General features: G+C 67.7%; 22 protein-coding genes. 8 read left to right on the top strand and 14 right to left on the bottom strand.

Going from position 1 to position 26,301, the window contains the following annotated elements:
• Window positions 1–49: 49 nt before the first annotated feature.
• The gene (locus BLQ28_RS11785) at window positions 50–1,000 is read left to right on the top strand and encodes a helix-turn-helix domain-containing protein (RefSeq protein WP_093239233.1); all 951 of its coding nucleotides are present in this window, start codon (window positions 50–52) and stop codon (window positions 998–1,000) included.
• A gap of 23 nt (window positions 1,001–1,023) precedes the next feature.
• On the opposite strand, the gene BLQ28_RS11790 is transcribed toward BLQ28_RS11785, so the two are convergent.
• The 3 genes from BLQ28_RS11790 to BLQ28_RS11800 form a co-directional block, all read right to left on the bottom strand.
• Window positions 1,024–2,253 (bottom strand): MFS transporter, encoded by a 1,230-nt coding sequence (locus BLQ28_RS11790; protein WP_093239235.1) that lies wholly within the window; start codon window positions 2,251–2,253, stop codon window positions 1,024–1,026.
• Window positions 2,254–2,279: 26 nt separating this feature from the next.
• On the bottom strand, window positions 2,280–3,143 hold the full coding sequence (locus BLQ28_RS11795; RefSeq protein WP_093239236.1) for an alpha/beta fold hydrolase: 864 nt from the start codon (window positions 3,141–3,143) through the stop codon (window positions 2,280–2,282).
• A gap of 181 nt (window positions 3,144–3,324) precedes the next feature.
• Complete coding sequence (locus BLQ28_RS11800) at window positions 3,325–5,055, bottom strand: M4 family metallopeptidase (protein ID WP_093239238.1); 1,731 nt, start codon at window positions 5,053–5,055, stop codon at window positions 3,325–3,327.
• A 430-nt stretch (window positions 5,056–5,485) separates the two neighbouring features.
• Here BLQ28_RS11800 and BLQ28_RS11805 point away from each other — a divergent pair, with 430 nt between their 5' ends.
• Genes BLQ28_RS11805 through BLQ28_RS11825 form a run of 5 tightly spaced genes read left to right on the top strand, consistent with a single transcriptional unit; the run spans window position 5,486 to window position 10,730 of the window.
• The gene (locus BLQ28_RS11805; RefSeq protein WP_371126622.1) at window positions 5,486–6,772 is read left to right on the top strand and encodes an ABC transporter substrate-binding protein; all 1,287 of its coding nucleotides are present in this window, start codon (window positions 5,486–5,488) and stop codon (window positions 6,770–6,772) included.
• Window positions 6,772–7,650 carry a carbohydrate ABC transporter permease gene (locus BLQ28_RS11810; RefSeq protein ID WP_093239241.1) on the top strand — a complete coding sequence of 293 codons (879 nt, stop codon included), beginning with the start codon at window positions 6,772–6,774 and terminating at the stop codon, window positions 7,648–7,650. The genes BLQ28_RS11805 and BLQ28_RS11810 overlap by 1 nt, the downstream gene beginning before the upstream one ends.
• Window positions 7,647–8,489 carry a carbohydrate ABC transporter permease gene (locus BLQ28_RS11815; protein WP_093239481.1) on the top strand — a complete coding sequence of 281 codons (843 nt, stop codon included), beginning with the start codon at window positions 7,647–7,649 and terminating at the stop codon, window positions 8,487–8,489. The genes BLQ28_RS11810 and BLQ28_RS11815 overlap by 4 nt, the downstream gene beginning before the upstream one ends.
• A gap of 32 nt (window positions 8,490–8,521) precedes the next feature.
• Window positions 8,522–9,637: an ABC transporter ATP-binding protein gene (locus tag BLQ28_RS11820; protein ID WP_093239243.1), complete on the top strand. Its 1,116-nt coding sequence runs from the start codon at window positions 8,522–8,524 to the stop codon at window positions 9,635–9,637.
• A gap of 40 nt (window positions 9,638–9,677) precedes the next feature.
• Entirely contained in the window at window positions 9,678–10,730 is a 1,053-nt protein-coding gene (locus BLQ28_RS11825) for an NAD(P)-dependent alcohol dehydrogenase (RefSeq protein ID WP_093239244.1), read from the top strand.
• Between the two features lie 62 nt (window positions 10,731–10,792).
• Here the strand turns inward: BLQ28_RS11825 and BLQ28_RS11830 are convergent, their stop codons facing one another.
• Window positions 10,793–11,701, bottom strand: a complete 909-nt coding sequence (locus BLQ28_RS11830) for a LysR family transcriptional regulator (RefSeq protein ID WP_093239483.1) — start codon at window positions 11,699–11,701, stop codon at window positions 10,793–10,795.
• Between the two features lie 101 nt (window positions 11,702–11,802).
• Here BLQ28_RS11830 and BLQ28_RS11835 point away from each other — a divergent pair, with 101 nt between their 5' ends.
• Window positions 11,803–12,558 (top strand): sulfite exporter TauE/SafE family protein, encoded by a 756-nt coding sequence (locus BLQ28_RS11835; RefSeq protein WP_093239246.1) that lies wholly within the window; start codon window positions 11,803–11,805, stop codon window positions 12,556–12,558.
• A gap of 13 nt (window positions 12,559–12,571) precedes the next feature.
• On the opposite strand, the gene BLQ28_RS11840 is transcribed toward BLQ28_RS11835, so the two are convergent.
• The 6 genes from BLQ28_RS11840 to BLQ28_RS11865 form a co-directional block, all read right to left on the bottom strand.
• Window positions 12,572–13,045, bottom strand: a complete 474-nt coding sequence (locus BLQ28_RS11840; RefSeq protein ID WP_093239247.1) for an NUDIX domain-containing protein — start codon at window positions 13,043–13,045, stop codon at window positions 12,572–12,574.
• On the bottom strand, window positions 13,045–13,494 hold the full coding sequence (locus BLQ28_RS11845; RefSeq protein WP_093239249.1) for a GatB/YqeY domain-containing protein: 450 nt from the start codon (window positions 13,492–13,494) through the stop codon (window positions 13,045–13,047). Before BLQ28_RS11845 ends, BLQ28_RS11840 begins: the two co-directional genes overlap by 1 nt.
• Window positions 13,495–13,603: 109 nt before the next feature.
• Complete coding sequence (gene rpsU / locus BLQ28_RS11850; RefSeq protein ID WP_007833691.1) at window positions 13,604–13,816, bottom strand: 30S ribosomal protein S21; 213 nt, start codon at window positions 13,814–13,816, stop codon at window positions 13,604–13,606.
• A 111-nt stretch (window positions 13,817–13,927) separates the two neighbouring features.
• On the bottom strand, window positions 13,928–15,172 hold the full coding sequence (locus BLQ28_RS11855; protein ID WP_093239251.1) for a BaiN/RdsA family NAD(P)/FAD-dependent oxidoreductase: 1,245 nt from the start codon (window positions 15,170–15,172) through the stop codon (window positions 13,928–13,930).
• Complete coding sequence (locus BLQ28_RS11860) at window positions 15,162–15,950, bottom strand: YaeF family permuted papain-like enzyme (protein WP_093239252.1); 789 nt, start codon at window positions 15,948–15,950, stop codon at window positions 15,162–15,164. The genes BLQ28_RS11855 and BLQ28_RS11860 overlap by 11 nt, the downstream gene beginning before the upstream one ends.
• Window positions 15,950–17,074 (bottom strand): sterol desaturase family protein, encoded by a 1,125-nt coding sequence (locus BLQ28_RS11865; RefSeq protein ID WP_093239254.1) that lies wholly within the window; start codon window positions 17,072–17,074, stop codon window positions 15,950–15,952. Before BLQ28_RS11865 ends, BLQ28_RS11860 begins: the two co-directional genes overlap by 1 nt.
• Window positions 17,075–17,211: 137 nt before the next feature.
• Here BLQ28_RS11865 and BLQ28_RS11870 point away from each other — a divergent pair, with 137 nt between their 5' ends.
• Window positions 17,212–21,048, top strand: a complete 3,837-nt coding sequence (locus tag BLQ28_RS11870; RefSeq protein ID WP_176801068.1) for a M48 family metallopeptidase — start codon at window positions 17,212–17,214, stop codon at window positions 21,046–21,048.
• A gap of 22 nt (window positions 21,049–21,070) precedes the next feature.
• Here BLQ28_RS11870 and cobA read toward each other — a convergent pair whose 3' ends face one another.
• The 4 genes from cobA to nirD all read right to left on the bottom strand — a co-directional run bounded on the left by cobA (window position 21,071) and on the right by nirD (window position 26,299).
• Window positions 21,071–21,877: a uroporphyrinogen-III C-methyltransferase gene (cobA, locus tag BLQ28_RS11875; protein WP_093239257.1), complete on the bottom strand. Its 807-nt coding sequence runs from the start codon at window positions 21,875–21,877 to the stop codon at window positions 21,071–21,073.
• A 31-nt stretch (window positions 21,878–21,908) separates the two neighbouring features.
• Window positions 21,909–22,814: a DNA-binding protein YbiB gene (ybiB, locus tag BLQ28_RS11880; protein ID WP_093239258.1), complete on the bottom strand. Its 906-nt coding sequence runs from the start codon at window positions 22,812–22,814 to the stop codon at window positions 21,909–21,911.
• Between the two features lie 176 nt (window positions 22,815–22,990).
• Entirely contained in the window at window positions 22,991–25,801 is a 2,811-nt protein-coding gene (locus BLQ28_RS11885; protein ID WP_093239260.1) for a nitrate reductase, read from the bottom strand.
• A 93-nt stretch (window positions 25,802–25,894) separates the two neighbouring features.
• Entirely contained in the window at window positions 25,895–26,299 is a 405-nt protein-coding gene (gene nirD, locus BLQ28_RS11890) for a nitrite reductase small subunit NirD (RefSeq protein WP_093239261.1), read from the bottom strand.
• Window positions 26,300–26,301: the final 2 nt, after the last annotated feature.

The raw sequence follows: 26,301 nt of genomic DNA on the forward strand, positions 1-26,301 counted from the left end.
GGCGCTGACCCGAAAGACCCCGGCTTCGTTTCAGGCAGGGACATTCAGGATGAGCAGACACCACGCCGCACGCAAACCCGAACTCGAGCACGAGCTTCTGCGCGACCCGCGGCTGGGCTTCGAGCCGGCACGCGGCGGTTCGGTGCGGTGCCTGCACCACGGTGTGCCCTGGCCCTTCGACTGCTGGCACTACCACGACGAGTACGAGCTGCAATGCATCAACCGCAGCAGCGGCGATGCCTTCGTCGGCAACCACATCGGCCGTTTCGAGCCGGGCTACGTGGCACTGGTGGGCGCGCGGCTGCCGCACACCTGGATCTCGCACGACGTGCCGCCCGAGGGCATTGCCGAGCGCAGCATGGTCATCCACTTTCGTGACGAGCCGCTGCGCAAGGGCGTGGGCCTGTTCTCCGAACTGGAGGCGGTGGTGCCGCTGCTCGACCGGGCCCGGCTCGGCGTCGAGTTCTTCGGCATCGGCGACCTGGTGCGCGAGCGCTTCCGGCGCGTGCAGGCGCAGGAGGGCATGGCGCGGCTCTCCGAGTTCATCGGCCTGCTGCACGAACTGGCCAACTGGCCCGACTGGCGCCAGATTTCCAGCGCCGCCGAGCCGGCGGGCGAAGACCCGAGCGCCAATACCCGCATGCGCCGCGTGCTCGACTACCTCGACCAGCACCTGACGGAAGAGCTTTCGCTGCCGGCCGTGTGCGCCGTGGCCAACATGGCCGAAAGCAGCTTCTCGCGCTACTTCCACAAGCACATGGGCGCCACTTTCACCGACTTCGTCACGCGGCTGCGCATCGCCAAGGCCTGCGAGATGCTGCAGGTGTCCGACCAGCTGGTGAGCGACATCTGCTACGAGGTGGGCTTCTCGAACCTGGCGAATTTCAACCGGCGCTTTCTGCAGCTCAAGGGCATGACACCCTCGGCCTACCGGCACCAGGCGCAGGACCGCTTCGGCTTGCGCACGGCGCAGAACACGCCGCTTGCCACCACGGCCTGAACCGCGCCGCCGTAGCAGCGGCCTCAGGGCTCTGAATCCTGCGGCGTCAGGTGCCGGGTCACCGTCCAGAACACCAGCGCGAGCCCACTGACGAGCGCCCCCGCTGCGCAGACGCCGTTCCAGCCCGCATGGGCGTACACCATCGTCGAGGCCATCGACCCGGTGGCCGAGCCGATGGAATAGAAGATCATGTAGCCGCCGGTCAGCCGGCTCTGGGCTTCCGGGCGCACGCGATAGATCAGGCTCTGGTTGGCCACGTGCACCGACTGCAGCCCGAAGTCGATCATGACGACGCCGGCCACCATCGCCCAGATGGACCACGGCAACAAGGCGATGAGCGCCCACGACAGCAGCATCGCCGTAAGCCCGATGCCGGTGATGCGCTGCGCGCGTCCGCGGTCCGACTGACGGCCCGCTCGCGCGGCACCCAGGACGCCGGCAACGCCCGCCAGGCCGAACAGGCCCACCTGCGTGTGCGAGAGCGAGAACGGCGGCGCCGTCAGCGGCAGCACCATCGGCGTGAGCATCATCGTGATGGCCATGAAGATCAGCATCGCGAGCACCGAGCGGACCCGCAGCACCGGCTCCTGCGCGAAGAGCGTGAACACCGAGCGGATCAGCTGCAGGTACGACATGCCCGTGGCCGGCCGCGCGTGCCTCGGAAGCGCCATCCACAGCAGCCCGGACACCACCAGCGTGGCCGCCGCGGACGCGAGGTACACCGCGCGCCAGCCGAAGAGATCCGACAGGCTGCCCGAGACGGCACGCGCCAGCAGGATGCCGAGGATGATGCCGCTGGTCACGGTGCTGACCATGCGCCCGCGCTCGCCCGGTGGGGCCATGCTGGCCGCGTAGGCCACCAGCACCTGCGTCACGACCGCCAGCACGCCCACGGTGGCCATGGCCGGCAACAGAATCGCCGCGCGCGGCGCCAGCGCGACGCACAGCAATGCGACCACCGACAGTAGCAACTGTCCGACGATCAATCGCCGCCGGTCGATCAGGTCGCCCAGCGGCACGACCAGCAGGAGCCCCAGGCCATAACCGACCTGGGTGATGGTGACGACCGCGCCGACCGTGGCGGGCCGGATGCCGAAGGTGTCGGCCAGCGTGTCCAGCAGCGGCTGGGCGTAGTAGACGTTGGCCACCGCGAGTCCGCAGGCGATTGCGAACAGCAGCGCGAGCGCACCCGATATCGATGGCGCGGGGCAGCGATGGGCCCCGGCCGTTGCCGAGTCGACGTTCAAGTCCATGGCGATGTTTCCTGGAGGCGTGGACTTCAGGCGCTCAGCGCATCGTGGAAACGCGCGATGTGAACGGCGATGGCTTCCCCGAGCTCTTCGAGCGCGAAGTGGCCGGTGTCGAGCAGCTTGAAGTCGACCCGCTTGAGGTCGCGTTGGTAAGGGTAGGCACCCGATGGCGGAAAGATCGCGTCATTGGCGCCCCAGACGACCAGCGTCGGCGGCTGGTGCTGCCGGAAGTAGGCCTGCCAGACGGGGTAGAGCGGCAGGTTGTTCTTGTAGTCGTACAGCAGCGCGGCCATTGCGTCCTTGTTGCCGGGGCGTGCCAGCAGGGCGCGCTGCAGCAGCCAGTTGTCGGGGTCGATGCGTTCCACGTCCTTCACGCCGTGGGTGTAGTTCCATGCCAGGGCTTCGTCCGACATGGCGGCTTCGCGGACCCTGGCGTAGTTGGCCGTCGACGGGTCTTTCCACAACGCGCGGGCCAGCCCCCAGAAATCGTCCGGCAGGCCTTCCTCGTAGGCATTGGCGTTCTGCACCACCAGAAAGTCGATCCTGTCCGGCCGGCGCGTGGCCAGCCGGAATCCGACGGGGCCGCCGAAGTCCTGCATGTAGAGGCCGTAGCTCTTGAGGCCGAGTTGGTCGACGAGCTTGCCGACGACGTCCGCGAGGTTGTCGAAGGTGTAGCTGAACTCCGCGACCGACGGCGCCTCGCTGTGCCCGAAGCCGGGGTAGTCCGGTGCGATGACGTGGAAGCGGTGGGCCAGTCGCTCGATCAGCTCCCGGTACATGAAGGACGAGGCCGGAAAGCCGTGCAGCAGGAGCAGGGCCGGCAGCGCGGGGTCGCCTGCCTCGCGGTAGAAGATCTTCAGGCCGTCGATGGTGGTGGTGCGGTAGTGGGTCATGGAACGTGCGGCGGTGGCCGGTTGTGGTTGCAAAAAAAGACCAGATTGATTTTAGTGATCTAGTTTTATATTGCAACCAATGAGGGCAAAGCCATGCCGCAGGCATGCGTCGCACACGCGTTCCGACGAAAGCCGGCGCAATGCCGCGCCGGCTTTCGCTTCATCGCATCACATCAGGAGGTCATTGCACCGACACCGCGCTCCACGCGCGGGCGACGGCCGCCTGCTCTGCCGAGTTGGCACCGTACAGGTCGGTGGCCGCGCGGATCGATGCCGCGCGGGCATTCGGGTAGGTCGAGCTGGAGTTGAGGTACACGGTCAGCGCGCGGTACCAGATCCTGCCGGCCTTGTCGCGCCCGATGCCCGCAAGGCTCGTGTCGCCGTTGCACACCAGGTCGCTCTTGGTCAGCCTGCTTTCGCCCGTGGGCACCACCGCGCCTTCGGCCAGGAGGTAGAAGAAGCGGTTGCCCACGCCGGACGTGAGGTGCGGGTCGTGCCGGGGATTCACCTGCGTGCTCTTGAAGCCGCCCTGCGGATAGCAGACGTACGAGCGCCCGTCGACGTCCTGCTTGTACATCTTGCGCAGGCCGCCGGCCAGGATTCTTGCGCCAATGACGTAGTTGCCCGGATCGTTCGCGTTGTTCGCGTAGAACTTGACGAGGGTGCCGAAGATGTCGGAGTTCGCTTCGTTCAGGCCGCCGGCGTCGCGCGAGTAGGCCAGGTTCGCGGTGGCCTGGTTCACGCCGTGGCTCATCTCGTGCCCGGCGACGTCGATGGACACCACCGGCTTCGGCAGCGAGGTGCCTGCCTCGCCGTCGCCGTAGGCCATCATGCGGCCCTCGCTCAGCCATGCGGCATTCGCGCCCGTGGTGGAGCCGTCCTGGTTGAGGAACAGCACGTGCGCGTAGCTCTGCACGCCCTTGCCGTCGTTGAAGATGCCGTTGCGGCCGTGGGTGTCCTTGTAGTAGTCCCAGGTCTTGGCCAGGCCGTAGTTGATGTCGACCGCGACGGTCTTGCGGTCGGTGGTGGTGCCGTTGCCCCACTTGTTGTCGGGGCTGGTGAACGGCGCCAGGTCGGGCGAGTCCGCAAGGTCGGTGTACACCGCGTCGCGCCCGTCGATCACTTCGCCGCCGCCGCGCGTCGGGTCGACCATGCGATAGGCGTTGTTGCCGGTCTGGTCGGTGGCGATCTGCAGGTCGCCGTAGTACAGCGACTTGCCGGTCCCCATCGCAGCCGCGGTGTGCACGAGGTCTTCGGCGTCCAGCAGCTTGCCGTCGCGCGCGTCGACGTAGTAGACGACGGCGCTTCCGTGCGCCGCGGTGGCCCTGCCGTACACGCGCACCGCATAGGCAAGCACCGGTGTCTCGTCGCGCGCGAAGACGACGAGCTCGGGCGTGCCGTAGCGCATCACCGCGCTGGCAAAGCTCTGCGCGGCAATGCTCTTTGCGCGCTCGGCGCCGATGTCGGGCGCGTTCTGGATCACGGTGCGCCCGCCGACCTTGCCCAGCGTCTCGGGCAGGCGGATGGCGCTCTTTTGCGTCAGGTCGGACTGGAGCAGCCGGCCCTGGCTCGAATGCACGATCACGTCGCCGCCGATCACGCGCAGGCCGTCGTGATAGCGGTCGAAGCGCACGTGCTCGGTGCCGTCCTTGTCCACGATCACGTCGCGTGCCTTGAACTGATCGCCACTGCCAGGCAGTGCCGGCTTGGCGGCTGCGCCGGATGCCATCGACCGGCCCGAGGGTGACGGAGAGGCCGCAGGGGGCGCCGCGACGTTGAAGCTCGACGGGTTGCTCTGGATCAACGCCAGTGCACGGTCGACGGCCGCCTGTCGGTCCGCCTCGGCGGCGAAGGCGACATGACCCGCCACGGTCAGCAGGGCGACAACGAGAACTCTGAGTCTGGTTTTCATAGGCATTCCACAAAAGGTGATGTAAGGGGTAGACACATACCGGCCCGACCGCCGCTTGTGACAGCGGTCATTGGCCGCGTGCATTACAGCCGGGATGCCATGGAGCGTCGATACGCGGGAAGTAGTCGATACCGCAGGTTTTCTGCGTGCGCGCGTGCGGCTTTCACACCTTCGTTTTGCTATCGATACGAAGGAGGTACAGGCGCGATGGAAGGGAACTGCATTGGGCAAACCCTATGCGGTTGGCCCGCGCCGCGAGGCGACCGATACGCATCTGCCTCCGGCAAAACCCCGAGCCGGGTGGTCATGAAAATACCAGCGCTCCGGCTCGCGTGTACGCGGCGCCGCGCTGCCGGTGCCTACGCTTCGTGCCACCTGTTCCTGCCGCGATTTGCCGGCAATCCACGACAGGCTCAAAGGAGACGAAGCGATGGCTGTTCAAGAAAACCGGCACCGGATGGTGGGCTGCGCGATGCTGATCGCGGCACTGGCCGCATGGGGCGGCGCGGCCCAGGCCCAACAGGTCTGCAAGGAGGACGTGCGCGTCCTGTCCCAGCCCCGTGACGGGCTGACTCTGCTCGAGAAGTACAAGGACGAGTTCAAGGCCCTGAGCGGCGTCTCGTTCAACATCGACAACCTCAACGAGAACGACCGCCGCACCAAGACGCGCGCCGACGCCTCGACCGTCGGCAAGTACAACGTGTACTACGTCGACGAGGCCAACGTGCCGCTGTTCGCGCAGTCCAAGTGGATCGTGCCGCTGGCCAAGTACTACCCGGCGGACTACGACTACGCCGACTTCGACCCGGGCCGCCAGAAGGTCGCGACCTTCGCCGGCCAGGCGTGGTTTGCGCCGCTCACCGGTGGCGGCGACCTGCTGGTCTACCGCAAGGACCTGCTCGAGAAGGCCGGCGTGAAGCCGCCGACCACGCTCGACGAATTCGTCGCCGCCGCGAAGAAGCTCAACGACCCTGCCAACGGCGTCTACGGCGTGGCCCTGCGCGGCCAGCGCGGCTCGGGCGCCAACGTGTGGCGCTGGATGCCGTTCTTTCGCGGCTATGGCGGCCAATGGTTCGACGGCGACAAGCCGGTCTTCAACTCGCCCGCCGCGGTGAAGGCCACGCAGACCTACCTCGAACTGTTCAAGTACTCGGCGCCCGGCACCAAGACCGGCGGCTGGGACGAATCCACCGGTGCCTTCCTGGCGGGCAAGGTCGCGATGCTGGTCGAGTCGACGCCGCTGGCAGGCAATGCGCTCGACCCCAAGATGTCGACCGTGATCGGCAAGGTCGCCTACCTGCCGCCACCCACGCCGCTGACCGGCGGCGGCTACGGCCACGGCCTGGCCATCGGCACCAAGGCCAACAAGACCGAAGAGGCGAAGCAGTGCGCCGGTCTCTTCATCGCCTGGGCCACTTCGAAGAAGCAGGAGCAGCGCCGCCTTGCCGAAGGCCAGTTCGGTGAACTCAACCGCACCAGCGTGCTGGGCAGCCCCGAGTTCGCCAAGCGCTACGGCGCTGACTTGGGCAAGGCATTGGCCGACACCGGCAAGGTCACGGCCGTGAACTTCTGGCAGGACGCCGCATGGCCCGACCTCGGCGACCGCTGGGGGATCATCCTGGAAGAACTCATCACCGGCTCGCGTACCGACATCCAGGGCGGGCTCGACGAACTCGACGCCTACGCCAAGCAGCTGATCGCACGGCGCAAGAAGTAATGGCTGCAAGGGAGAGAAGAAAAACAAGGCTGCCGGTCGTCTTCATCGGGCCGGGCCTGCTGGTGCTGGCGGTCCTGGCGCTGGTGCCGACGCTGTTCGCGATCGGCATCTCGCTGCAGGACCGCGAACTGGGCCAGGCCGATTCGGGCTGGGTCTGGTTCGCCAACTACATCCAGTTGTTTTCCGACCGGCGCTTCATCAACTCGGTGGGCGTGTCGCTCACCTGGGAGGTGGTGACGGTCAGCGCGACGATGGTGCTGGCGGTGCTGCTGGGCGTGTTGCTGTTCCAGTGCACCACGGCGCGTTGGCGCAACCTGCTGTGCATGCTGTTCATCGTGCCGGTGCTGCTGCCGCGCGTGTCGGCCGCCTTCGTGTGGAAGTTCGCCTTTCACCCGTTGTTCGGCCTGCTCACCTGGCCGTACAAGGCCATCACGGGCGAGCCGCTCGACCTCCTGGCCAACCCGCTCACCGCGCTGCTGACGGTGGCCTTCGTGGACGTGTGGCAGTGGGGCCTGTTCTTCGCGGTCATCGTGTTGAAGCTGCTCGAAACACTGCCGCCACAGCCTTTCGAGGCCGCGCGCATGGACCACGCGAAGACATGGGAGGTCTATGCCTATGTCGCGCTGCCGATGCTGAAGGCGCCACTCATCAGCCTGACCTTCGTGAAGATGGTCGAGTCGCTGCGGGCCTTCGACCTGATCTATGTCATGACGCGCGGCGGCCCTGGCATCTCGACCGAAACGCTGGACATGTACGCCTTCTCGCAGGGCTTCATCGAGTCGGGCCGCATCTCGTATGCATCGAGCATGGCGGTGCTGATGATGGTCGCCTCGACCGTGGCGTTCACCTACATCTGGAAATGGACGCGGCCCTCATGACCATCTCGAGAAAAAAACCGTTCTCTTTCGGCACGCTGCTCGCGCGGCTGGTGCTCGTCGGCGCCGGGCTCTCCGCGCTGGTGCCGGTGCTCTGGACCTTCCTCAACTCGTTCAAGAACCGGGTCGACATCGTCTCGGCCGTGCCGAAGTTCATCTTCACGCCGACACTGGAAAACTACGTCTACGTGCTGAGCCGCGAAGCGGTGGCGCAGGGCTTGCTCAACTCGATCGTCGTGGTCGGTGCGGCCGTGGTTGCCGGTGCGGTGCTCGGGCTGCCCGCCGCCTACGCACTGGCACGCTACCCGCTGCGCTGGGCCAACGACATCCAGTTCTTCGTGCTGTCGATGCGCTTCCTGCCGCCGGTGGCGGTGGCGATCCCGCTCATGGTCATCTGGCTGCAGCTGGAGCTGTACGACACCCGCTTCGCGCTGATCGTCACCTACACGCTGCTCACGCTCTCGACGGTGATCTGGCTCGCCATTCCCGCCTTCAAGGCCGTGCCGAAGGAGGTCGAAGAGGCGGGCCGGGTCGACGGCTACGGGCCCTACGCGATCTTCTTCAAGGTGGCGCTGCCCATTGCCGCGCGCTCGCTGCTCGGGGCCATCGCCTTCGGCTTCGTGCTGGTGTGGAACGAGTTCCTCATCGCGCTGATGCTCACCACGTCGGACGCGAAGACGCTGCCCATCGTGGCCTCGGAGCTGAGCCAGCTCGGGCGCGACGTGCCCTGGGGCATCTTGAACGCCTCGGTCATTCTGCTGTCGCTGCCGCCGCTCCTGATGGTCGGCGTGCTCAGCGGCTTCCTCAATGCGGCCTTCAAGCGCAAGCGCGACGCGGCCTGAGCCAGGCGATTCCTTTTTCTTCAAAGAACAACATGTCCGCAATCAGCTGTCACAACATCATCAAGCGCTATGGCGACACGCAGGTCGTCCACCCCTTCGACCTCGACGTGGCCGACAACGAGTTCGTCGTGTTCCTGGGCCCTTCGGGCTGCGGCAAGTCGACCATCCTGCGCATGCTCGCGGGCCTGGAAGACATCTCGGGTGGCGACCTGCTGATCGGCGGCCAGCGCGTGAACGACCTGCCGCCGCAGGAGCGCGGCATCGCCATGGTGTTCCAGAACTACGCGCTGTATCCGCACATGAGCGTGCGCGACAACATCGCATTCGGGCTCAAGCGCCTGAAGGTGCCCAAGCCCGAGATCGACCTGCGCATCAAGGAGGTGTCGGACACGCTGGGCCTGGAGCGCTACCTGCAGCGCAAGCCCACCGAGCTGTCGGGCGGCCAGCAGCAGCGCGTGGCCATTGCGCGCGCCATGATCAAGACGCCGAAGGTGTTCCTGTTCGACGAGCCGCTGTCGAACCTCGACGCCAAGCTGCGCAACCACATGCGCATCGAGATCGCCAAGCTGCACCAGTCGCTGAAGACCACCACCGTGTACGTGACGCACGACCAGCACGAGGCCATGACGCTGGCCGACCGCATCGTGCTGCTGCGCGACGGGCGCATCGAGCAGGTCGGCTCTCCGCGCGAGATCTACGAGCGGCCGTGCTCGGCCTTCGTGGCCGGCTTCATCGGCACGCCGCCGATGAACCTGGTCGAGATGTCGGTGCGCGACGTGGGCGGGCATTTCGAGCTGGCGGGCGCAGGGGGCACGGTGCACGTGGACGCACGCCGCTTCGCGCTCGCGGGCCGCGAGCGCGTCACGCTGGGCGTGCGGCCCGCGCACCTGCGGGTCGACACCGAAGGTGGCCGGGGCGGCGGCTTCTTCGGCGAGATGCAGCTCATCGAATACCTCGGCAACGAAGTGCTGGTGAGCTTTGGCCCCGGCCAGGACAAGGAGGTTGACGAGATCGCCGCGCTGATGCCGTCCGCGCAATGCCCGCGCGTGCGCGACCGCGTGGGCTTTGTCGCCGATCCGGCGCAGGTGCACCTGTTCGACATCGACACCGGCGCCTCGCTGCTGCGCAGCGACGCCGCTTTGCATTGACGCACCACACACCAATCCCAAGGACAACGGAAAGATGGAAATGAAAGCACTGGTTCTGGAAAAGGCGCACGAGCTCGCGCTGCGCGACATCGACGTGCCCCTGCACGTGGGCCCGCGCGACGTGAAGATCCGCATGCACACCGTGGGCGTGTGCGGCAGCGACGTGCACTACTACCAGCACGGCGGCATCGGCCCCTACGTCGTGGACGCGCCCATGATCCTGGGCCACGAGGCCTCGGGTGTGGTGACGGAAGTGGGCGCCGAGGTCACGCACCTGAAGCCCGGCGACCGCGTGTGCATGGAGCCGGGCATTCCGCAGATGGATTCGCGCGCCACCCTTGAAGGCATCTACAACCTCGACCCGGCGGTGCGCTTCTGGGCCACCCCGCCCATCCATGGTTGCCTCACGCCCTTCGTGGTGCACCCGGCAGCCTTCACCTTCCGCATGCCCGACAACGTGAGCTTCGGCGAGGGTGCCATCGTCGAGCCGCTGGCCATCGGCCTGCAGGCCGCGAAGAAGGCGGCGCTGAAGCCTGGCGACGTGGCGGTCGTCATCGGCGCCGGCACCATCGGCGCGATGACCGCGTTGGCCGCACTTGCGGGTGGCGCGGCGCGCGTGATCCTGGCGGACCTCGTGACCGAGAAGCTGGCGCTGTTCGCCGGCAACCCGGCCGTGACCACGGTCAACGTGCGCGACGCGAACCTCGCCGAAACCGTGAAGGCCCTGACCGATGGCTGGGGCGCCAACGTGGTGTTCGAGGCCAGTGGCAGCGCACGCGCCTTCGACAACATCTTCGACCTGCTGTGCCCGGGCGGTTGCCTCGTGATGGTGGGCATCCCCGCCACCAAGGTGCCTTTCGACATCGTGGCGATCCAGGCGAAAGAGGTGCGCATCGAGTCGGTGTTCCGCTACGCCAACATCTTCCCGCGAGCGCTGGCGCTCATTGCGTCGGGGCAGGTCGATGTGAAGCCGTTCATCTCGCGCACCTTCGCGTTCGACGATGGTGTTCGGGCCTTCGAGGAGGCGGCCGCGGGGCGGGCGACCGATGTGAAGATCCAGATCGAGTTTCCGGAAGAGCCGGTGGCGGCCTGATTTCTTCAGCGTCCGTTCAACGTGTGCACCTCGCGCAAGGCGCGGTGCACCCGGGAGGCCTGTCACTTCTTCGTGATGACTTCCGGAGGCGCCGCGATCAGGTGCTCCAGCATGCGCCGGGCATTGAGCGGCAGGTCCTCCGACGAGCGCACGCAGGCCATCAGCGTGCGTTCGGCCCAGGCATCGGTGAGCGAGGCCCGCGCGATCTTCATCGAACGGGCGCAGCGTTCGGCCGCGGTCTGCGGCACGATGCCCACGCCGATGCCGTACTCGACCATGCGGCACACGGCCTCGAAGTTGCGAACCCGCACGCGGTAGGCCAGATGCTTGCCGAGCGCACGCACGTGCTGCGTGATCAACTGCTGCAGCGCACTGTCGGCGGGCAGGCCCACGAATTCGCAGTCGACCACATCGGCCAGTTGCACGCGCCGGCGCGCGGCCAGCGCGTGGCCGCGTGGCATGACCAGCACGAGGTCGTCGCGGCGGAAGGGGTGGCATTCGAGGCCTTCGCTGTCGATGGCGTCGGAGACGATGCCGATGTCGCACAGGCCGCCTCGCAGCGCTTCCACGGTGTCGGGGCTGGCGCGTTCTTCGAGGTCGACCGAAATGCGCGGGTGCTCCGCGAGAAAGCGGCTCAGCACCTCGGGCAGGTGCTCGGTCAGCGCCGAGGTGCCGCACATGAAGCGCACGTGGCCCTTCAGGCCCTGGCCGTACTCGCCGAGTTCACCGCGCAGCCGCTCCATCTGCTGCAGCACGACGCGCGCATGGTGCAGCAGCGTGCGGCCGGCCTCGGTGGGGCGCACGCCCTGTGCGTGGCGGGTGAGCAGCGGCGTGCCGAGCGCGTCTTCCATGCCACGCACCCGCTGGCTGGCCGAGGCGAGCGTCATGTGCGAGCGCTGTGCGCCGGCAGTCAGGCTGCCGGCCTCGACGACGTGGAGGAAGAGCCGCAGGTCGGTGAGATCGAATCGCATGATGGGCCGCAAGGTAGCACGGCAGCCTCAGTCTGTGCCTGAGGCTGGCTGTGCGAGTTCCGCATTTTCAGGCGCGGCGCCGGTCGGCAGACTTCCCGGAAATGACGATTTCAAACGAATGGATGAGCCACTGGGCCGCGGCCGCCGCCGTCTTTCTGCTGGCTGGCGTGATCAAGGGCGTGATCGGACTGGGGCTGCCGACGGTGTCGATGGCGCTGCTCGCGCTGTGGATGGCGCCGGTGCGCGCGGCGGCGCTGCTGATCGTGCCGTCGCTGGTCACGAACATCTGGCAGACCGGGCCGCGGGCGACCTTCATGCCGGTGCTTCGGCGCATCGGCGGCATGCAGGTCGGGATCGTGGTGGGGACGCTGGGTGGCGCGCTGTGGCTCGGCGTGCCGGCTGGGGCGTGGGCTTCGGTGGCGCTCGGGGCGGCGCTGGTGGCTTACGCGCTCTGGGGACTGGCCGGGCGGCAATTGCATGTGCCGCCGGCGCATGAACGCTGGATGGGGCCATTGGTGGGCGCCGCGACGGGCCTGGTGACGGCGGTGACCGGCGTGTTCGTGGTGCCGGCGGTGCCGTATCTGCAGGCGCTGGGGTTCCAGCGCGATTCGCTGATCCAGGCAATGGGGATTTCATTCACCACCTCGACCGTGGTGCTGGCCATCGGGCTGGCGGGCAACGGGAGCTATCCGGCGTCGGCGGTGGGCGGGTCGGTCGCGATGCTGGTGCCGGCCATCGTCGGCATGGTGTTCGGGACCTGGCTGCGGCAGCGGCTGTCGGTGGCGGTGTTCCGGCGCTGCTTCCTGATCGGGCTGGCGCTGCTGGGGCTGTACATGGCGGTTCGCGCCATGGCCTGAGCAGCCCCGGGGTTCAGGCCGCCTGGAGCAGGGCGGCGCGAACGCGCGCGATGGTCTGGCGGTAAGGCAGGGCGAAGTCCTCGATGGAGTCGCCGGCGTTGAGCCAGCTGAACAGGAACACCAGGCCTTCTTCTTCAGGGCTGCCGGTGGCCGTGTGCTCGAAGGTTTCGGGCAGTGCGCTGTCGGCGCGCATCAGGAACAGGTGCCACAGCTGCGGATGGCGGTGCGTGTTGCCTTCGACACCGGCTTCGCATTCGCGATCGAGCGTACCGAGCGAATGCAGCGCGCCGGTGTAGGCAATGCCCGATTCTTCGAGCAGCTCGCGGCGCACTGCCACCTCGGGCGATTCGCCGGGCTCGATGGTGCCCTTGGGCAACTGCATGTTGCCGTCTTCGGGGTGGCGAAAGACCAGCAGCCGGCCCCTGGCGTCGACCAGGCAGGCGCAGGCCTTGGGGATCGTGACCGAGGGGTTGCTGCTGTCGCTCATCAGGCGCCCGACAGAGCGGCCTTGACCGCAGCGCTGACCTGGCCCATGTCGGCCTTGCCGGCCAGGCGGGTCTTGACCGCGCCCATCACCTTGCCCATGTCGCCGGGGCCCGAGGCGCCCAGTTCGGCCACGATGGCCTTCACTTCGGTGGCGACTTCTTCGGCGCTCATGCGCTGGGGCAGGTAGACCTCGAGCACCTTGATCTCGGCGCTTTCCTTGTCGGCCAGGTCGGCACGGCCACCGGTAGTGAACGCGGCGATCGAGTCCTTGCGCTGCTTGACCATCTTGTCGACGATGGCGATGACCATGGCGTCGTCGAGCTCGACGCGCTCGTCGACTTCCTTTTGCTTCAGCGCGGCCAGCAGCAGGCGGATGGTGCCCAGGCGTTCGGAGTCCTTGGCCCGCATCGCGGTCTTCATGTCTTCGGTGATCTGTTCTTTGAGGGTCATTGGGGATCCTTTGGAAAAAACAAAAGCCGCGGCAGGTTTCCCTGGCGCGGCCGTAGCAACCGGGCGCTGGCGGTGACTTGCGTCAAAGGCCAGCTGCCTTGGGGCTTGCTCAGTACAGCTTCTTGGGGAGCTGCATGCTCCGCACGCGCTTGTAGTGGCGCTTGACGGCGGCTGCCTTCTTGCGCTTGCGCTCGGCCGTCGGCTTTTCGTAGAACTCGCGGGCGCGCAGGTCGGTCAGCAGGCCGAGCTTTTCGATGGTGCGCTTGAAGCGACGCAGAGCGACGTCGAAGGGCTCGTTTTCTTTAACGCGGATGGTGGTCATTGATGATTCGTTGAACTGAAGTTGGCTCAGGGAGATCGAGGCCCAAAGCCGGGGTTCCTCAACTGAAAAATTTTTGCGGCCGTTGAGGGAAGGCCAAAAGTTAGCCCGCGATTATAGCGCGGTTGCGCACGCATGGGCGCTAGCCCATGCCCATTGAAAGTTGTATCCGCCCAACCAACCCGTCACATCGACCACTTCGCCGATGAAAAACAGGCCCGGCTGCTTCGATTCCATCGTCTGGGAAGACAGGTCGCGGGTGTCGACGCCACCGGCGGTGACTTCGGCCTTCTTGTAGCCCTCGGTGCCGCTCGGGGTGATCTGCCAGCGGGCGATCCGCTCGGAAAGCGCCGCCAGCGCCTTGTCGGCCGCCTCGTTGACGGGGCGCTGCAGGGCCGGGTCTTGCCCGACCCAGGCGTCCGCCAGCCGGGAGGGCACCAGCGTGGCGAGTTCGTTGGCGATGCGTTTCTTCGAGCGCAGCTTGGCCTCGCCCAGGGCTTCGGCCACGTCCACGCCGGGTGCGAAATCGAGGGTCAAGGGGGTTCCGGGCTTCCAGTAGCTCGAAATCTGCAGCACCGCCGGACCCGAGAGGCCCCGGTGGGTGAAGAGCAGGTCTTCGAGGAAGGCCATCTTTTCCTTCTTCGCACCGGTCTCGATCCGCACCGGCAGGGCCAGGCCGGCCAGTTCGGCGTACGGCGCCCAGGCGTCGCCGCCGAAAGTCAGCGGCACCAGCGCCGGCCGGGGTGTGACGACGCGCAGGCCGAACTGCTCGGCGATGCGGTAGCCGAAGTCGCTGGCGCCGATCTGCGGAATCGACAGGCCGCCGGTGGCGACCACGATCTTCGGGGTCTCGATGAGGCCTTGATTGCTATCTATTTGATAGCTTCCGGCGACCGTTCCATCAGCGGATGGGGCAGAAAACGCGATCTTCCCCAATTTGCACGGCTGCCAGCGCTCGACGCCACCGGCGTCGCATTCGGCCAACAGCATGTCGACGATCTGCTGCGAGGAGCCGTCGCAGAACAGCTGCCCCTTGTGCTTTTCGTGGAAGGCGATGCCGTGCTTCTGCACCAGATCGATGAACTGCTGGGGCGCGTAGCGCGACAGGGCGGAGCGGCAGAAATTCGGGTTGTCGCCGATGAAATGCCGCTGCGGCGCGCGCACGTCGAGATCGCGGTTGGTGAAGTTGGCGCGGCCACCGCCCGAGATGCGGATCTTCTCGCCCACCTTTTCGCTGTGATCGACCAGCAACACCTTGAGCCCGCGCTGGCCGGCCACGCCGGCGCAGAACAGCCCGGCGGCGCCGGCGCCGATCACGACGACGTCGAATTGAACGGGCGCGCTCAAGTCAGGGACCATCCGACGCCAGCACCGGCGGCGGGTTGTACTTCAGGTGGCCGATGTAGCGCAGCGGCTGTGTCGCGGCAATCGAGGGCACGTCGCCTTCGCGCATGTGTAGCAGGTCGGCCGGGCTCACCCAGCGCGGATCGGCGCTGGTGATCGGCAGGCCGGCCTGCCTGTAGGCCTCGAGCACGAACTGCGAGCAGAAGAACTGGTCGTTGCGGCTCGCGCCCAGCTGCACCATGGCCATGCCGCTCATGCAGAAACTGCTGACCGAGGCCGGCACCAGCGGCAACTCGCACAGGCGGCGGTTCAGCACGAACGGTGCATTGAGCAGCACGCCCACGGTGTTGTAGCGCGCGCCGACCTGCGACAGTGCCCAGGCACGCATGCGCGCCGCGCTGTCGGCATCGACGCCGGGCACGCGAAAGGCCACGACCATCTGTTCTTCGTCCACCACCTCGGCCAGCGGCCGCGCGCGCACGCCCGTGCCCACGGCTTCGGCGATCTGCCCGTCGCCCAGATAGAGCACTGCATGGCTCACCGGCGAGAAGGTGCCCAGCCGGATGCCGAAGGAATTGACCGTGGCGATCGAGGTCAGCAGGATGTCGCCGGGCTCGAGTGCATCGGCTGCGATGAGCTCGCCGCCGTTGCCCGGCGCGATGACCGAGCTTTGCACCCGCAGGCGCAGGCCGGCGTCCTTGGTGGGCAGTTCGAGGCGTGTGGCGCAGGCCGTGAGCAGCAGGGCGGCGCCCGCGGCGAGGACGACCGCGGCGGTCTTGAGAGCGGCGCGCATCATCCCTTCCAGACGAACGGAAACTTCAGCTGCTTGAAGAAGCCGTTGGGCACGTAGTCGCCCAGCACGCCGTACTTTTCGGGCCAGAGCTTGGTGCTCTTGACGGCGGTGCCGAAGAGATAGTCGAGAAAGGCGTAGTGCGCCGCGTAGTTCTTGTCGAGCGCTTCCTGGTCCTGGCTGTGGTGCCAGTGGTGGAAGTTGGGCGTGACGATGATGTAGCGCAGCGGCCCGAGCCGCACGCTCACGTTGCAGTGGTTGAACACGGCCTGGAAGCCGACCACCACGATGTAGGCGTCGATCACTTCCTTGCTGAAGCCCAGCACGTAGATGGGCGCGAGCACCAGCGTGCGCGTGATCAGCAGCTCGAGGATGTGCTGGCGCGAGCCCGCCATCCAGTCCATGCTTTTGACGCTGTGGTGTACCGCGTGCAGGCGCCACAGCACCGGCACCTCGTGGTACGCGCGGTGCGTCCAGTACTGCACGAGATCGGCCACCAGGATGATCGACAGCAGGCCGGCCCAGAACGGCAGGTTGCCGATCCAGCCGCGGATGCCGTCGTTGGCGGCCCAGCCGAAGAGCTTGTGCACCAGCAGGTTGGTGGCCAGCAGCACGAAGCCCACGATCATGTGGTTCACCACGAAGTGATGGAAGTCGGTCTGCCACTCCTCGCGGAACACCGGCTGGTCTTTGCGCAGCGCAAACAGCTTCTCGATGAAGATGAAGATCAGCGACGAGCCCAGCAGGTCGAGGATGAACCAGTCCAGGCCGATGTACGGCGTGTGGTCTGCGAAGTCGTGCACCGGCACCTTGTGCCCGCCCAGCAGCGCCGAGGACGCCACCAGCAGGAAGGCCGCCGACGAGAGCCAGCGCGACCGGTTGAAGATGATGTTGACCAGCGACAGCCCGCCCGAGATCACCAGGGCCACCAGCAGGATGTAGCGCATGACGTCGACGTTGTAGCTCTTGCGCAACTCCGGCGTGGTCAGGTACTGCGGAAAGTGGAAGGCCAGTACACCCAGAAAACACAGGATGCCCAGGCTCAGCGCAATCGTTCCTGTGACCAGCCCCTGGCCGCGGCGCAGTTCGCCGTGGCTTTCCGTGAATTCATTGAGTTTCTCGAGCACTTTTCCCCTCTATTTGTTTCTTTTGCGGATGTAAGAATCCGCACACAGCGAAGTGGAATTATCGGTGGCATGGACCAGCGATGCGATCCACAGGTCCGAAGAACGACGATTTGTTGTGCGAGGAAGAGGGAAAACACATGGTGGATCAGCTTTATCCGGCGGGCCCCGCCGACGCAGGGAATCAGCTCGCCAAAGCATCGCCCGCCTACCGGCGGCATGCCTGGTTTGCGATGGTGGCGCTGCTGGCGTTCGTGCTGGCCTATCTTCTGTTCTCGGGCTGGCTGGCCTGGAAAGCGTACTTTTCCATACGTGCCTCGATCTACGGCTCGCGCGACGGAATGCTTCTGACGCTCGTGGGCCTGGGCGCGGCGTTCCTCGCGGTGTTCATGCTGAAGGCGCTGGTGTTCGTGCGGCGCGGACAGATGGGCGGCCTGACCGAGATCACGGCGGCCGAGCAGCCCCGGCTCTTTGCCTTCCTCCACCGGCTCGCCGACGAAGCCCGCGCACCGCGGCCCGCCAAGGTGTACGTGTCGTCGCGGGTCAATGCGGCGGTGTTCTACGACCTCTCGCTGCTCAACTTCTTTCTTCCGTCGAAGAAGAACCTCGAGATCGGCCTGCCGCTGGTGAACGTGCTGACCGTCTCCGAGTTCAAGGCGGTGCTGGCACACGAGTTCGGGCACTTCGCGCAGCGCAGCATGGCGGTCGGCCGCTGGGTGTACCTGGCGCAGCAGATCGCGGCGCACATCGTGGCCAAGCGCGACGGGCTTGATCGTTTTCTCGAAGGCCTTTCGCGCACCGACGTGCGCATTGCCTGGATCGGCTGGCTGTTCTCGCTGCTGGTGTGGTCGATCCGCTCGGTGGTCGACAGCCTGTTCCGCGTCGTGGTGCTGGCCGACCGCGCCCTGTCGCGCGAGATGGAGTTCCAGGCCGACCGCGTGTCGGTGAGCCTGGCGGGCAGCGATGCGCTGATCGATGCGCTCTACAAGATGCAGGCCGCCGACACCGCCTGGGACCGGACCCTCGAATTCGCCAACCAGCAGTTGCACAAGGGCCGCGCGGCGCCAGACCTCTACGACCTCCAGTCGACCATCCTGCAGAAGCTGCGGGTGATCTACGACGACCCTGGCTACGGCGTGCCGCCACCCGTGCCGGCGGACGGCCCCGCGGCGCATCGCATCTTCAAGCGCGACCGGGTGTCGGTGTCGCGCATGTGGGCCACGCACCCGGCCAGCCACGAGCGCGAGGACAACGCGAAGAAGGTCTACCTGGCGGCCGAGGCCTGCGAAGACTCCGCCTGGGCGCTGTTCGACGAAGCCCAGGCCTTTCGCGAGCGGAACTGCCGCGAGCTCATCAGCCACGTCGTTCCGCCGCCAGAGACCGCCACGCGCGAAGCCATGCAGGAGGCGCTCGACGCCGAATACAACCGCGAGTCGTACAAGCGGCGCTACCGCGGCGTGTACCTCGGGCGGGCCGTCACCCGTTCGCAGCACACGGCCGAACAGCTCTTCGACCGCATCGGCGCATCGCAAGCCGCGGCTGCGCTGCCGGGGCTCTATCCGGAGTCGCTGTCGGGCGCGCTCGAACGGCTCGATGCGCTGCTGCACGAGCGGGCCGCGCTGGTGGCGGTGCAGGACGGCATCGCCCGCAGCGAAGGGCCGCGCCTGGAGCATCGCGGCAAGGCCATCAAGAAGCGCGAGCTGGCGGGCGCCATCGACGAAGTGGCGCGCGACATCACCGAGGCCGAGCGCGAACTCGAAACGCACGATCGCCTCTGCCGCTCCACCGCACGCGCGCTGGCCGCGGTGCTCGGGCCCGAATGGGAGGCCGGCTGGCTGGCCCAGCTGCGGCTGCTGAACTACGCCGAGCACGTCGAAGCGAACCTGACCGACCTGCAGTCGGCCATGCTCAACACGCTGGCCATGGTCACCGCCAAGCGCAAGACCAACGAGGCCGAGGCCCAGCGCGTGGTGGCGAACGCGAGCGCGCTCTTCACCGGCATGGCCGAAATCGCGAAAGACGCACCCGGCATCGAGGCCGGCCCCGACGCGCTGGCCCTCATGGGGCACGAGAGCTGGTCGGCGATGGTGGGCGAATTCAACTTCGGCTACCCCACGCGCGAGAACATCAACGAGTGGCTCAAGGCCTCGGACAGCTGGGTCAGGCCGATGGTGCGCGCGCTCGGCAGCCTGCGGCGCGCGGCACTCGACCAGCTGCTGCGCACCGAGGCGCGGCTGGGCGACGTGGCCCTGTCACAGGCGCCAGCCGGCGAGGTGCCGCCCGCGCCGGTGTTGCCGGGCACCTACGCCACGTTGACGAACGGGCAGGAACGCCCGCGCCAGAAGAAGCTCGATGCCTGGTCGCGCTTCCAGACGGCCGATGGCTGGTGGGCCGGCGCCGCGCGGCTGGCCGTGGCCGGTGGCGTGATCGCGAGCCTCATGGGTATCAGCACCACGCTGGGCAGCGCCAGCGTGGTTGCCTACAACGGGCTCGATCGCGAGGTGAAGGTGCGCGTTGGCGGCAGCAGCGCGACGCTGCCTCCGGGCGGCAAGCGCACCTTCGAGGTGGAGGCCGACAAGAAGATCACGCTGGGCGCGCGCACGGTCGAGGGGCAGGAGATCGAATCGTTCTCGGCCAACCCGGAGCTGATCGGGGTGCGCTATGTCTACAACGTGGCCGGGGCTGCGCCGATGGTCGCGTGGACAGCGGTGTATGGGCAGGCAACCCAGCCGCCCGAGAGAAAGCTCGGCGCGCCTCGCTGGTCGACGCAGTCCGCGGATGCGCTGTTCGAACCGCCGCCCCGGCAGATCACCACCAGCAAGGGCAGTGGTGGCGGTACGCGCTCGGTCGTCAGCGGCCCGGAAACCCGCTCAGCCAACAACAACCTGAACATGGTGGATGCCGAGAGCGACCGCAAGGCGCTGATCGAGGCGCACGGCAAGTGGGATTCGGGCCAGTCGGCCTACCTGCTCGAATGGCTGGCGGCGGCCGAACAGCAGGCACCCGAGAGTTATGCGCAGATCGTCGCCGAGCGCGTGGCGCGTGCGCCGCTGGAGGTTGTCTCGCTGCGCGAGCAGCAGAACCTTGCGAGCTCGCCCGAAGCGCGCGAAAGCATCTGCGAACAGCATCGCGCGTTGGCGCGGGCGAACCCGGGCGTGATCGACCTGGGCTACCTGGTGGTGCGCTGCATGAGCGACCAAGCCGCCAAGGACGTCGCGTTCAAGAAGGGTGCCGCCGAGCATCCCGACAGCGCTTGGTTTGCCTATGCCGCGGGGCATGCGTGGGCTGGCGAGCAGGCCTGGCCCGAAGCGCGGCGGGCCTATGAACGCGCTGGCGCCAAGGCGCCGTTCCTCAGTACCGTCACCACTGACGACCTCGCGCGCATCCGGCGTGTCGAACAGGGTGAGTCGGCATCGCTCGACGACCTCCGGGGCAAGTCGAGCTTCCTGCAGATCCAGCAGATCCTGGAGACCGGCAAGGACATTCCGCCGGACAGCTCCGCGTTCGGCTACATCGCCATGAGCAAGGGGCAGTTGGACAAGGCCTTCGGACTCGCCACGTCGGGAACGCAACCGCCGGTTCGGCTGCTGGTGCTCATCGGCGCATCCGACGGTGCGAACCAGAAACAGGTGGCCAAGGCGCTGGAGGCCTCTCCCTCGATCACGGTCAACGACTTCGACGCGCTGCTTCCCGCCATCGGGCTGGCGATCAAGCACGGGCGGTCTGCCGACAAGCCGATGGAGTTGCTCAAGTACATGTCGCCCGAAGACGCGCGCAAGGTGCGTGAATTCGTGACTGTGCTCAAGACCACGCAGGACGCGCGTCGTGCCGAAGAGGCGATCGCGGGCCTGACGGTGCAGTACCGGGCCCAGGCCTACAGCGCGGGGCTGATCGTGCTGGGTGATCGCGCACCTGCGCAGTGGCGCAGGTTCGTCAAGCGGGCGTTGTTTCCGGCGGAGCACCCGTACTTCGGCTGAGCGGCGCCGCGCGCCGACGCCGTCAGGTGCCGAAGCGGTCCGCCGCTTGCGGCACCGGCAGCGCCGCGGCGGCCAGCCCGCGCAGCACGTCGCCCACCACGATCACCGCCGGGCTTGCAAGGCCGGCGTCGGCGATGCCGCTTTGCAGCTTGTCGAGCGTGGTCGCGATGTGCCGCTGGTGCGGCAGGCTCGCATGCTGGATCACCGCCACCGGCGTGTCGCCGGGCAGGCCCTGCAGCAGTTCGCGTTCGATGTGGCCGGCACCCGCCACGCCCATGTAGATCACCAGCGTGAGCCGCGCGTTGTACGCGGTCGAGGCCAGGGCGCGCCAGTCGGTCGGGTCTTCGGCGGCACCGGCGCCGGTCTTGGCGTGGCCGGTGACGAACACCACGCCCTGCGCGTGGTCGCGGTGCGTGAGCGGCACGCCCAGCGAGGTCACGGCGGCCAGGCCGGCGGTGATGCCGTTGATAACCGCGCATTCGATGCCGGCTTCGCGCAGGTGCGTCACCTCTTCGCCGCCGCGGCCGAAGATGAACGGGTCGCCGCCCTTGAGCCGCACCACGGTCTCGCCTTCGCGCACCGCGGTGATCATCAGCCGCTCGATGAAGGCCTGCGGCGTGCTCTTGCAGCCGCCGCGCTTGCCCACGTGCACGATGCGCGCGCCGGGCCGCGCGTAAGCCAGGATCTCGTCGTTCACGAGGTCGTCCACCAGCAGCACCGTGGCCGCCTGGATCGCCTTGACGGCTTTCAGGGTCAGCAGTTCCGGGTCGCCGGGGCCGGCGCCCACCAGCGTGCAGCGTCCGGTGATGAGGGCGGAAGAGGTGTTCATTGGATAGCCTTCGTGTGCCGCACCGTGGTGCTCATGCGTGGGATGCCAGTTGCGCGATGTGCCTGACCTGCGTGGCGATGGCCTCGGGCACGGGGAGCTCGCCGCCCAGCACGCGGCGCGTGTAGCCGGCCGTGGTGGCAACGTCGATTTCTCTCGGCAGGCCCGGCACGTCGGCGGCGGTGCCGCTGGCCTGTGCCTGCAACTCGGTGCGCGTGCCTCGCACGAAGCCGTCGATCTGCGCGGTGCGCCGCGGGTCGGACACCACCTCGCCTTCGAGGCCGCGCGAGAGCAGGGCGGTCATGCCCATCAGCTCGAAGGTCTCGCCCATGGTGCGGGCGTATTCGGGGTGCGTGTAGCTCGCGACCACCACGCAGGGGCCGGTTGTGGGCTGCATCAGCTTGACCACGCTGTGGCCCGGGTTGCGCAGGCCGACCACGCGGCGCACGTCGAGCAGGCGCTTCAACGCGGGGTTCAGCAGTTCGGTGGGGGCGAAGGCCACTTCGCCAGGTGCGATGGGGCGGATGGCCGTGAGCGGCGGGATGTCCATCGCCGCGAGCACGTTCGACGCCAGCACGCGCGAGGTTTCGCTCGCGCTGCCGTGCACCAGCACCGGCAGCCCTTCGCGCGCCAGCAGCAGCGCCAGCAGCGGGGTGAGCACCGGCAGCTTGCGCGCGCCGTTGTAGCTGGGCAGCACGATCAGCGGGCGGTCGGTGGCGGGAATAAGGTGCAGCCGCGCATGCGTGGCGTCGAGGAAGCCGGCCATTTCTTCCGGCGTCTCGCCCTTGATGCGCATGGCCAGGCAGAAGCCGCCGATCTCCAGATCGGTGACGGTGCCGTCCAGCACCTGGCCGAACAGGTCGGCGGCCTGTTCGCGCGTGAGCGGCTTGGCGCCTCGCGCGCCGCGGCCGATTTCCTTGATGTATTGGCTGATTCCCATGGGTGTGCGGATTGTCCTGCAACGCTTATGCCGGAATGTGAGTCGGCTTATGCCTCTGTCTTGCCCCTTCCCCCTTTGGCGGAAGGTCGGGATGGGGGCGGGCAGGGCGCGCGATGGATGCGCCGCCTGCCCCCACCCCGGCCCTCCCCCGGGAGGGGAGGGAGCAAGACATGGGGTCATGGCGCCACCGCCATGGCTCCGGCTTCGGCCTTTGCCGGCGTCGCCCGCACCATCCGCTTGAGTTCCGGAATACACGACCCGCAGTTCGTGCCGCATTTCAGCGCCCCCTGCAGCGCCGCCAGCCGTTCATCGGGCGTGCCGCCGCACCGGCCGAGCTCCGCCTCGATGGCCAGGTCAGTCACGTTGAAGCAGGTGCACACCGGCTTGCCGCGCGACTGCACCGCCAGCGGCGCGCGCGCGCCGGGCGACAGCAGCAGGCGCCCGTAGCTCTGTGCCGGCAGTTCCTCGCGCAGCAGCGTGGCGATCCAGGCTTCGGCGCTGGTGTCACCAGCGAGCAGGAAGGCTTCGAGGCCCGCGCTGTCGTCGCTGCGGCGCACGAGCCGCACCGAACGGCGCTGGCCGCGGCGGCGGTCGGCGTAGCGCAGGGTGTCGAAGCTTTGCAGGCCGAGCAGGGCTTCGATCTGCACCAGCAGCGCATCGGCCGGCGCATCGTGCGCAGAGGCGCGGAACAGGATGCCGCTGCGTTCCGCGCCCGGCGTGTTGCCCGAGAACGGCACGCAGGTCGCGAACGGAAACAACGCCATCAGCGGCTGCAGTGCGCGGTGTGCGCTCAGCGCGCTGTCGGCGGGCAGCCAGGCCATGCCCAGCAACGACCACGGAAGCTCCGCCTTGAGGATCTTCACCGGCGTGTGCTTCAGCTCGGGCTGCTTCGACGTGGGGCAGTAGGCCGGCGTTGTCAGCGCATTGATGCCGGCCAGCCGCGTGCCGCTGGACGAACAGCCGCTCAGGTATTCCTCGCCCCAGTGCATCGCGATGAAGGCCTGGTTCAGGCCCACCTCGGCGCTGGCGCGTGCGGGCAGCAGGATCGAGCCGCGTTTGGACGTCACGTGCACCAGCTCGCCTTCCTTGAGCTGGCGCCGCGCCATGTCCTGCGCATGCATCTGCACCACCGGCTCGGACACATGTCCGAACAGGCGGCCGGCCGTGCCTGTGCGGCTCATGCCGTGCCACTGGTCGCGCAGGCGGCCGGTATTGAGCGAGAAGGGGTAGCGGGCCTCACGCGCTTCGGCCACCGGCTTGTAGACGGTGTCGGCGAAGCGGGCGCGGCCATCGGGCGTGGGGAACACGCCGTCTTCGTAGAGGCGCGCGCGGCCGGTGCTTTCGCCTTCCTTCAGCGGCCACTGCTGCGGGCCGGTGGCCTCCAGAATGGCGTAGCTCATGCCGGTGATGTCGAGGTCGCGCCCGCGCGTGGATTCGCGGTGTTCGTTCCAGACCGATTCGGCGGTTTCGTACGGAAACAGCGTGGGCTTGCGAAGGCCCAGCAGCACTTCGAGCCGCCGCGCGAAGCTCACCGCGATCGACCAGTCGTTGCGCGCCGCGCCCGGTGCCGCGACGGCCGGGCGCACGCGCGAGACGCGGCGCTCGCTGTTGGTCACGGTGCCTTCCTTCTCGCCCCAGGTGGTGGCGGGCAGCAGCAGGTCGGCGAAGGCGCAGGTGGCGGTGGTGGCAAAGGCCTCCTGCACCACGACGAATTCGGCGCGTTCGAGCGCGCGGCGCACGGTGGCCTGGTCGGGCATCGACTGGGCGGGGTTGGTGCAGGCGATCCACAGCGCGCGGATCTCGCCGTCGGCGGCGGCCTGGAACATTTCTACCGCCGTCTTGCCGGGCTTCTCGGGCACCGAGGGCACGCCCCACAGCGCCGCAACCTCGGCGCGATGCTGCGGGTTGGCCAGGTCGCGGTGCGCGCTCAGCAGGTTGGCAAGGCCGCCGACTTCACGCCCGCCCATCGCGTTGGGCTGGCCCGTCAGCGAGAACGGGCCGGCGCCCGGCTTGCCGATCTGCGCGGTCGCCAGGTGCAGGTTGATCAGCGCCGCGTTCTTCGCGGTGCCGCTCGACGACTGGTTCAGGCCCTGGCAATACAGGCTCAGCGTGGCGGGCGAGGTGGCGAAGAGGCGCGCCGCCTCGAGCAGCTCGTCCTTGCCGATGCCGCACACCTGCGCCACCTTGTCGGGCGTGCATTCGCGCACCGTCGCCTTCAGTGCATCGAAGCCGCTGGTGTGGGCCGCGATGTAGGCCGTGTCGATCCAGCCTTCCCACAGCATCAGGTGCAGCATGCCATTGAAGAGCATCACGTCGGTGCCGGGCTGGATCGGCAGGAACAGGTCGGCGATCTCGACCGTGTCGGTGCGGCGCGGGTCGGCCACGATGATCTTGAGTGCCGGGTTCGCGGCCTTCGCGTCCTCGATGCGGCGAAACAGAATCGGGTGCGCCCACGCCGTGTTGCTGCCCACGATGAAGAGGCACTGCGCGTGCTTCAGGTCGTCGTAGCAGGCCGGCGGCGCATCGGCGCCCAGCGTCTGCTTGTAGCCGGCAACCGCGCTGCTCATGCACAGGCGCGAGTTGGTGTCGATGTTGTTGGTGCCGACCAGCCCCTTGGCGAGCTTGTTGAAGACGTAGTAGTCCTCGGTCAGCAGCTGGCCCGAAACGTAGAAGCCGACCGCGTCGGGGCCGTGGTCGTGAATCACCTGCGCGAACTTGCCGGCGGCGTTGTCGAGTGCGGTGTCCCACGAGATCACCATCGGCGCGTCGCCGCGCGCGGTGCGCTGCATGGGCTGCAGCAGGCGCGTCTGGCGCGTGACCGTGGCGCTGGCCGTGAGGTGCAGCGTCGAGCCCTTGGTGCAGAGGCGGCCGAAGTTGGCGGGGTGATCGGGGTCGCCGCGCACGCCGGTGATCTCGTCGCCGCTCGATTCGATGATGACGCCGCAGCCCACGCCGCAGTAAGGGCAGGTGGAGCGGGTCTCTCGCATCGCTCCCTCCACTCCCGGGGGAGGGTTGGGGTGGGGGCTCGCGGCGTGCCCCAAGGACACGCTGTTGCCCGTGCTCACGCCGCGGCCCTCACCCTAGCCCTCTCCCAGAGGGAGAGGGGACAAGACCGCGAAAGCCTTCGGCCCGGCGACAGGGCGCGGCAGGTCGACCGCGTGCGTCGCCAGCTCGCAGGCATCGAGATGCACCATGCCGTCTTCCAGCTTCACCGCAAAGCGCGGCGTGCAGCCTTCGTCGGGCGACTTCGCGCAGCCGTCGTCCAGCCCGATCGCCCAGTTGTGCAGCGGGCAGGCCACGCTGTTGCCGAACACGATGCCCTGGCTCAACGGGCCGCCCTTGTGCGGGCAGCGGTCGAGCAGCGCGAAGACCTCGTTTTCAGCATTGCGGAACACCGCCACGTCCACGCCAGCGGGCCGTGCCACGCGGCGTGCGCCGAGCACCGGGATGTCGTCGATGCGACAGATGACTTTCCATTCGCTCATGG

The sequence above is a fragment of the Variovorax sp. EL159 genome, assembly GCF_900100965.1.
Classification (GTDB): domain Bacteria; phylum Pseudomonadota; class Gammaproteobacteria; order Burkholderiales; family Burkholderiaceae_C; genus Variovorax.